The 6027-nt window shown below is 58.6% G+C and carries 9 protein-coding genes; all 9 read left to right on the top strand.

All coding sequences use genetic code 11. From position 1 onward, the window contains the following. The coding region (locus AB4043_RS14490; RefSeq protein ID WP_442307356.1) for an FHIPEP family type III secretion protein at positions 1 to 691 on the top strand (691 nt) is incomplete at its 5' end. A 9-nt stretch (positions 692 to 700) separates the two neighbouring features. Beyond that, positions 701 to 1567 carry a FliA/WhiG family RNA polymerase sigma factor gene (locus tag AB4043_RS14485; protein WP_442299388.1) on the top strand — a complete coding sequence of 289 codons (867 nt, stop codon included), beginning with the start codon at positions 701 to 703 and terminating at the stop codon, positions 1565 to 1567. A gap of 2 nt (positions 1568 to 1569) precedes the next feature. Continuing rightward, positions 1570 to 1842 carry a FliM/FliN family flagellar motor switch protein gene (locus AB4043_RS14480; protein WP_147648528.1) on the top strand — a complete coding sequence of 91 codons (273 nt, stop codon included), beginning with the start codon at positions 1570 to 1572 and terminating at the stop codon, positions 1840 to 1842. Then, a complete protein-coding gene (locus tag AB4043_RS14475) occupies positions 1821 to 2735 on the top strand; it encodes a hypothetical protein (protein WP_442299389.1) in 915 nt (304 codons plus the stop codon). Before AB4043_RS14480 ends, AB4043_RS14475 begins: the two co-directional genes overlap by 22 nt. Before the next feature lie 111 nt (positions 2736 to 2846). After that, complete coding sequence (locus AB4043_RS14470) at positions 2847 to 3599, top strand: flagellar hook-basal body protein (protein ID WP_442307355.1); 753 nt, start codon at positions 2847 to 2849, stop codon at positions 3597 to 3599. A gap of 10 nt (positions 3600 to 3609) precedes the next feature. After that, the gene (gene flgG / locus AB4043_RS14465; protein ID WP_442299391.1) at positions 3610 to 4398 is read left to right on the top strand and encodes a flagellar basal-body rod protein FlgG; all 789 of its coding nucleotides are present in this window, start codon (positions 3610 to 3612) and stop codon (positions 4396 to 4398) included. Continuing rightward, a complete protein-coding gene (locus tag AB4043_RS14460; RefSeq protein WP_442299392.1) occupies positions 4398 to 4877 on the top strand; it encodes a hypothetical protein in 480 nt (159 codons plus the stop codon). The genes flgG and AB4043_RS14460 overlap by 1 nt, the downstream gene beginning before the upstream one ends. After that, positions 4874 to 5353: a flagellar basal body L-ring protein FlgH gene (locus AB4043_RS14455; RefSeq protein WP_442307354.1), complete on the top strand. Its 480-nt coding sequence runs from the start codon at positions 4874 to 4876 to the stop codon at positions 5351 to 5353. The genes AB4043_RS14460 and AB4043_RS14455 overlap by 4 nt, the downstream gene beginning before the upstream one ends. Before the next feature lie 135 nt (positions 5354 to 5488). Further along, on the top strand, positions 5489 to 6027 hold a 539-nt coding region (locus AB4043_RS14450; RefSeq protein ID WP_442307357.1), incomplete at its 3' end, for a flagellar basal body P-ring protein FlgI.

The following is a 6027-nucleotide window of genomic DNA, read 5'->3' as shown; positions in this document are numbered from 1 at the left end:
GCTCACTCTTGAGATCGGTTTCCAGTTGATCCCATTCGTCGATGCGTCGAACGGAGGCCAGATGCTGAATCGTGTCCGTGCATTGCGGCGTCACCTGGCGACGGAGCTTGGCTTCGTTGTGCCTTCCGTTCACATCACAGATAACCTCCGGCTTCGTCCACGCGAATACGTCATCAGCCTGCGCGGCATCGAGATTGGCCGCTGGCAGACGGAAGGGAATTGCCTGCTGGCCGTTACCGCCGGTCCCGATCGCGAAGGACGCGCCAAGGCGCTGCCGGGAATTGAGACGAAAGAACCTGCCTTCGGTGTGAATGCGAAGTGGATCGATCCATCGCTGCAGGAGCGCGCTCTAGCAGCGGGCTGCTCTGTTGTGGATCAAACGACCGTCATTGGGACTCATCTTGGCGAGCTTATCCGCCGTCATGCCCATGAACTGCTGAGCCGCGGCGAAGTGAAGCGCCTGATGGACGGTTTGACCGAGAGTCACCCCAAGCTGGTGGAAGAACTTGTGCCGAAATTAATGACTCTCGGCGAGGTCTCAACTTCGGCACTTCCCGTGCTCTTATGTCCATCGCCGGCACGTTACCACGTACGTCGCTGGCTTGAGCCGATACTCCCGCGGGTGACAGTACTTTCACCAGTCGAAATACCGGCGGAAGTAAGGGTGCAGAGCGTGGGTCAAATAGGGTAAGGAGCGGAAATGGCGAGGCTTGGAATGAAGGATTACGGAAGCGAAGTGGGGCTGGGGTCGGCACTGCTTGCTGAGGATGCCAGTAAAGCTGCGCGCGCCCTGGTTGCCAGCATGGATGGCAGCCAACTGATACCGAGCCGTGAGCAGGTGCTTCTCGATCATCTGTCAACGGTTCGCTACATCGCGCGGCGTATCCATGAACGGCTGCCGCAGCATGTGGAGCTGGAAGATTTGGTATCGGCCGGCGTGATCGGCCTGATGGACGCCTACGATAAGTTCGATCATGGCAAACGGGTGCAGTTCAAGAGCTATGCGCAGTTCCGCATTCGCGGCGCGATACTTGACTCACTGCGGACTCTGGACTGGAGTCCTCGTGAGCTGCGCCGCAAGGGCCGCAGCGTCGAAGAGGCGATCCGCAAGCTGACACATGCACTTGGCCGCTCGCCGGCGGAGCAGGAGATCGCCGCAGAGCTTGGCATGAGTCTCAATGACTACCAGATGCTGCTTGGCGAGCTGAAGGGGCTTGAGATCGGCAGCCTCCATGTTGAGAAAAATGAAGAGTCCGGAGATGAGGAACTGGCCTATGTCGCCAGCCCTGACGAAGATGGACCCCTGTTCCGGGCACTGAAGGGTGAGCTGCGGCAGCGTTTGGCCGATGCGATTGAAGATCTTCCCGAGAAAGAACGTCTGGTGTTGACGCTGTACTACCACGAGGAACTGACCATGAAAGAGATCGGTCTGACGCTAGGTGTCGTTGAGTCGCGTGTCTCTCAGATTCACTCCTCGGCGGTGCTGAAGCTTCGCACCAAGCTGGCGGATCTGGCCAATGCCAAGAATGGAGACGAGTCGAAGCGTCGTAGCGCGAGGGCGAAATAGCGATGCCTGAGTTGCTGGAAGGGCTTCGGTTCGATGCCGTACTTCGGCTTGGATCGCGGGAATTGACACTTGGCGATGCCGTTCGCCTGCAATCGGGTGCTGGACTGAGGCTCGACCGCCAGATCGACGAGATGGTCGAGCTGGTTGTGAGCGGGCGGGTTGTGGCACGGGGCGAGATTGTGATCGTGAACGGTAATTACGCCTTCGAGGTTACGGAGGTCGCTCCGGAACAAACACGCAAGGAGAGCGTGGAATGGCCTACATCGATTCAGTAAAAGACAGTATCGTGTTRCAAACGCCGTCTATCGGCGATAAGTCTATCCCCTCGAATGTCACCGAGACCGTGCTTTGCGGGAACCTGCAATGCACCGGCGGGTGGTTGCAGCGTTGGAAAAACCGTACTCGTCCGTACTTTGAAGGTCAGTGGGCGTGCAGCCGCAACTGCCTTTCTCATCTGGTAACCCATGCAGTTCGCCGCGAAGTTGGATCAAGCATCGCAGGCGATGAATTCAGCCCGCATAACCACCGTATTCCGTTGGGCCTGGTACTGATGGCTCAGGGAATCATTACGCCTGTACAACTGCAGCAGGCACTACAGCGCCAGCGGCAGCGCGGACACGTCCGCATCGGCGACTGCCTGATGGAAGCCGCAAATTTGAGTGAAGGGCAGATCACGCGCGCGATGGGCGCACAGTGGAATTGCCCGATGCTGACCCTGGAAGGTTTCTCTCCGGAGCGGATGGCGCGTCTTGCACCGCAGGCCGTTCTGGAAGAGAGCGGCATGTTGCCGGTACGTGTAGCCGGCGGCAAGGCTCTTTATCTTGCCTTCGACGCGGATCTGAATCCGGCTGCGGCGTTGGCCCTGGAACAGATGACGGATCTGCATGTGCACAGCGGCCTTTTGCCGTCATCGCAGTATCAGGCCGCACGCAAGCGGTTGGCGGAGTGCAAGGGGATCGCCACGAACGAAGAGACGGTCGAAGATCAGGACAGCCTGGTCAAGGCGATGGTTTCGGCTATTGAGAAGCAGCAGCCGGTCGCGGCACGGCTGGTGCGTGTAGGACGGTTGTACTGGATGCGTTTGTGGCTCGAAGGACACGCCGTTTCATGCATTCCCGGCGAATCGGCGGAGGATGTTCTCGATTGTGTCTGGAGAATCCATCCTTAATAGAAGTAAAGAAGCCGAAAGGCAAAGATAAGACCGGGCTTAGAAAGCGTGCTTAGTGCTTTCTAAGCCCGATTTGTTTTTATCGGCACGCTGCGTGCACATCTTGAGAGTATGAGCAGCGGGATCTATGCCATCTATTCGGCGCTTCAGTCGCGTACCCAGGCCCTGGATACAGCGGCGAATAATCTCGCGAATGTGGGAGCGCATGGATTCCGGGCGCAACGGGACTATTTCCGCTCTCTCATGGATACCGCGGATACTCAAGGTCAGCCGGAAGCCTCCCAGGTGGGCCGGGCGATAAACAATTACAACCTGCTTGGCGGGAATCGCCTGGATACGGCGCAGGGGCAGATTGAGACGACCGGCAATCCATTGGATCTGGCGCTGCAGGGCAACGGCTATTTCGGTATTAAAACGGCACAGGGTACTCGCTATACGCGCGACGGTGGATTTCAACGCAGCGAAAACGGGACTCTGGTAACGCAGCATGGCGACGCGGTTCTTAATCAGAGCGGCGCACCAATCACCCTGYCGAGCGGGCAGGTTCATATTGCAGAGAACGGCATGATTTCAGTGAGCGGGCCCGCGGGCAGCGCCATCGTCGGCCAGATCGGCGTCTTTGACTTTGGTCCGGGGCAACTCACCAATCAGGGAACCAATCTGTTTGCAGCGGCGGACGGGGCTACGCCTCAGACCGGAGCTGCAGTCGTTCGCCAGGGTGCTCTCGAAGGCTCGAATGAAGACGCCATTCACGGCACCATGGAGCTCATCCTGACGCAGCGGCAAACAGAAATGATGCAGAAGGCACTAAGCATTTTCAACAGCTTCGACAAGACGGCAGGCGAAGACCTGGGACGGATATAGGAGTAAGGCGATGATACGGGCGTTATATACGGCAGCCAGCGGCATGAGCGCGCAGCAGATGAATCTGGATACGGTTGCCAACAATCTGGCTAACTCAGCGACGGCAGGATTCCGCCGCCGGCGTCTTCAGTTCGAAGACATGATCTATCAGAACGTCGTTACTCCTGGCAGCGCGCAGAGCACGCAGACGACCCAGGCCGGCCTGCAGATCGGTCTCGGCACCAAGCCGGTCGCGACCGAAGTCATCATGACCCAGGGCGACTTCAACCAGACGGGTAATAATCTCGATCTGGCTATCCAGGGACAGGGCTTCTTCCAGGTCACCCGTCCTGACGGCGCTATCGCTTACACGCGTGCCGGCAGCTTCCATCTGAACAATCAGGGACAGATGGTCACGGCGAACGGCGATTTTCTTACGCCGCAGATCACGATTCCTTCGAATGCAACGAACGTTCAGATCTCACAGTACGGCGTTGTGACGGCAACGATTCCAGGACAGACACAGAGCTCGCAGCTCGGCACGCTTCAGCTCGCTACCTTTGCGAACCCCGGTGGCCTGAATTCGGTTGGCGGCAACCTGTTTCTGCCCAGCACCTCTTCGGGAACCGCGATTACAGATACTCCCGGCGGAACGACCGGCGTCGGCACGCTGCAGCAGGGTTATCTCGAGAACTCGAACGTGGATGCGGTTGAGGAGTTTGTGCAGATGATCATGGCCCAGCGGGCCTACGAGAGCAACTCCAAGGTGGTTAAGACCGCCGACGACATGTACGGCCAAATCAATAACCTGGTGCGCTAATGCGGATTCTTCTGGTAGTAGGTCTGGCAACTGGAACAGTACTCGGGCAGGCAAAGTGCGCACGCACGCCGGAGCTTGCCGTCGTAGGAGTGGCTGCTGCTCCAGTAGAGCTGGGAGAAAGCGGCGGATACCGTGTGGAGGCTGTGAAGCGCGATCTGGTTGGGCGTGGAAGCTGGGCCGTAGTGCGGTCTTGCTCGCACCCAGAATGGCCGGCCTATATGTTACCCGCGCCGGTAGATGTAAAAGCACAGACGCCTGTCACCAAGGTTGCGTCGCTGGAGCTCGCAGTCCGCGCGGGGGAACGGGTTTTTGTGAAGTCAAACTCGACTTCAAGCCGTATGCAGATGGTGGGTATTGCGAACGGCAGCGGCATGGTGGGAGACGTCATCCCGGTTTCGATGGCGGTATTTGGCGGTGAGGGTTCCGAACGTAGGATCCAGGCGGTGATCAAAGGAAAAGGCGAGGTCGAACTGCGATGAAGAATGAGTGGAAATATATCGCGTTAGTGATGCTGGTGCTTCTGCTGCTGGGAGTGGAGATCTCCATGGCGCAGGGTAAGTCCAAGAAGCAGGATGTCGCGGCCAGTTCGCTGGATTCTTATCTGGCCCGCGTTCATGCCGAGGACGCCGGTTCGCAGACCTCGCCTGGTTCCATCTGGACTGAAAACGGCCGGATGGCACGGATGGGCAGCGATATGCGCGCCCGGTTCCCGCATGATCTGATCCAGGTGGTGGTCCAGGAGAGTGTGGTTGCAAGCACCGATGGCGCAGTAAAGGGATCGCGGACCTCGAACGCAAGCTCGCAGATTACCTCGCTGTTCAGCAAGTTGAGCGTAAGTTCTGCCGCGCAGAACCTTATCGGCCAGAATTCTGCGGCCGGGTTGAGTGGGCAGGGAAGCAGCGCTAATAACTCCAGTCTGGAATCAGGTCCTTTCGACCGCAATCTCCAGCCTTGAGCTGCAGGTGCGCGGAAAAGGCATCGTGACCGATTACACTCGCCGCCCTAATGTGCTGGTCCGGTTGTTGCAGAAAGCGGTGATCTTCTAATGCGCGCTTTCATCGTCCTGCTGCTTTTGCTGATCTCCGGCGTCATGTTCGGCGCCGACGCCCGCCTGGCGCATGTGAAGGATATTGCGACCATTGAAGGGATTCGCGAAAACCAGCTTGTAGGGTATGGCATTGTTGTGGGTCTCCAGGGAACTGGAGAMAGCCAGCAGACGGGCTTCCCGATGCAGACTTTGGCTGCGACGCTCTCCCGCATGGGTGTGAGCGTACCGTCGAACGGAATCCGCGTGCAGAACCTGGCCGCGGTTTTCGTCTCGGCGTCGCTGCCGCCCTTCGCGCGGCCCGGAACCCGTATCGACGTCACGGTAGCGGCCGCGGGCGATGCAAAGAGTCTTGATGGCGGGATGTTGCTGATGACTCCGCTGTACGGTGCGGATGGCCGTATCTACGCGCAGGCGCAGGGATCGCTGGCGCTCGGTGGGTACTCTGTCAGCGCGAATGGCAATACCAAACAGACCAACCATCCGACGACGGCCAGAATCCCGACCGGAGCCATGGTGGAGCGGGGAGTTCCGCTCGAGCTTGCCGGCCGCCAGACATTTTCTCTGCTACTGAATGATGCTGA

Source organism: Terriglobus sp. YAF25, assembly GCF_052113305.1.
Lineage (GTDB): Bacteria > Acidobacteriota > Terriglobia > Terriglobales > Acidobacteriaceae > Terriglobus.
The sequence above is the reverse complement of the archived record's forward strand: the minus strand, read 5'-3'. Positions and strand labels throughout refer to the sequence as shown.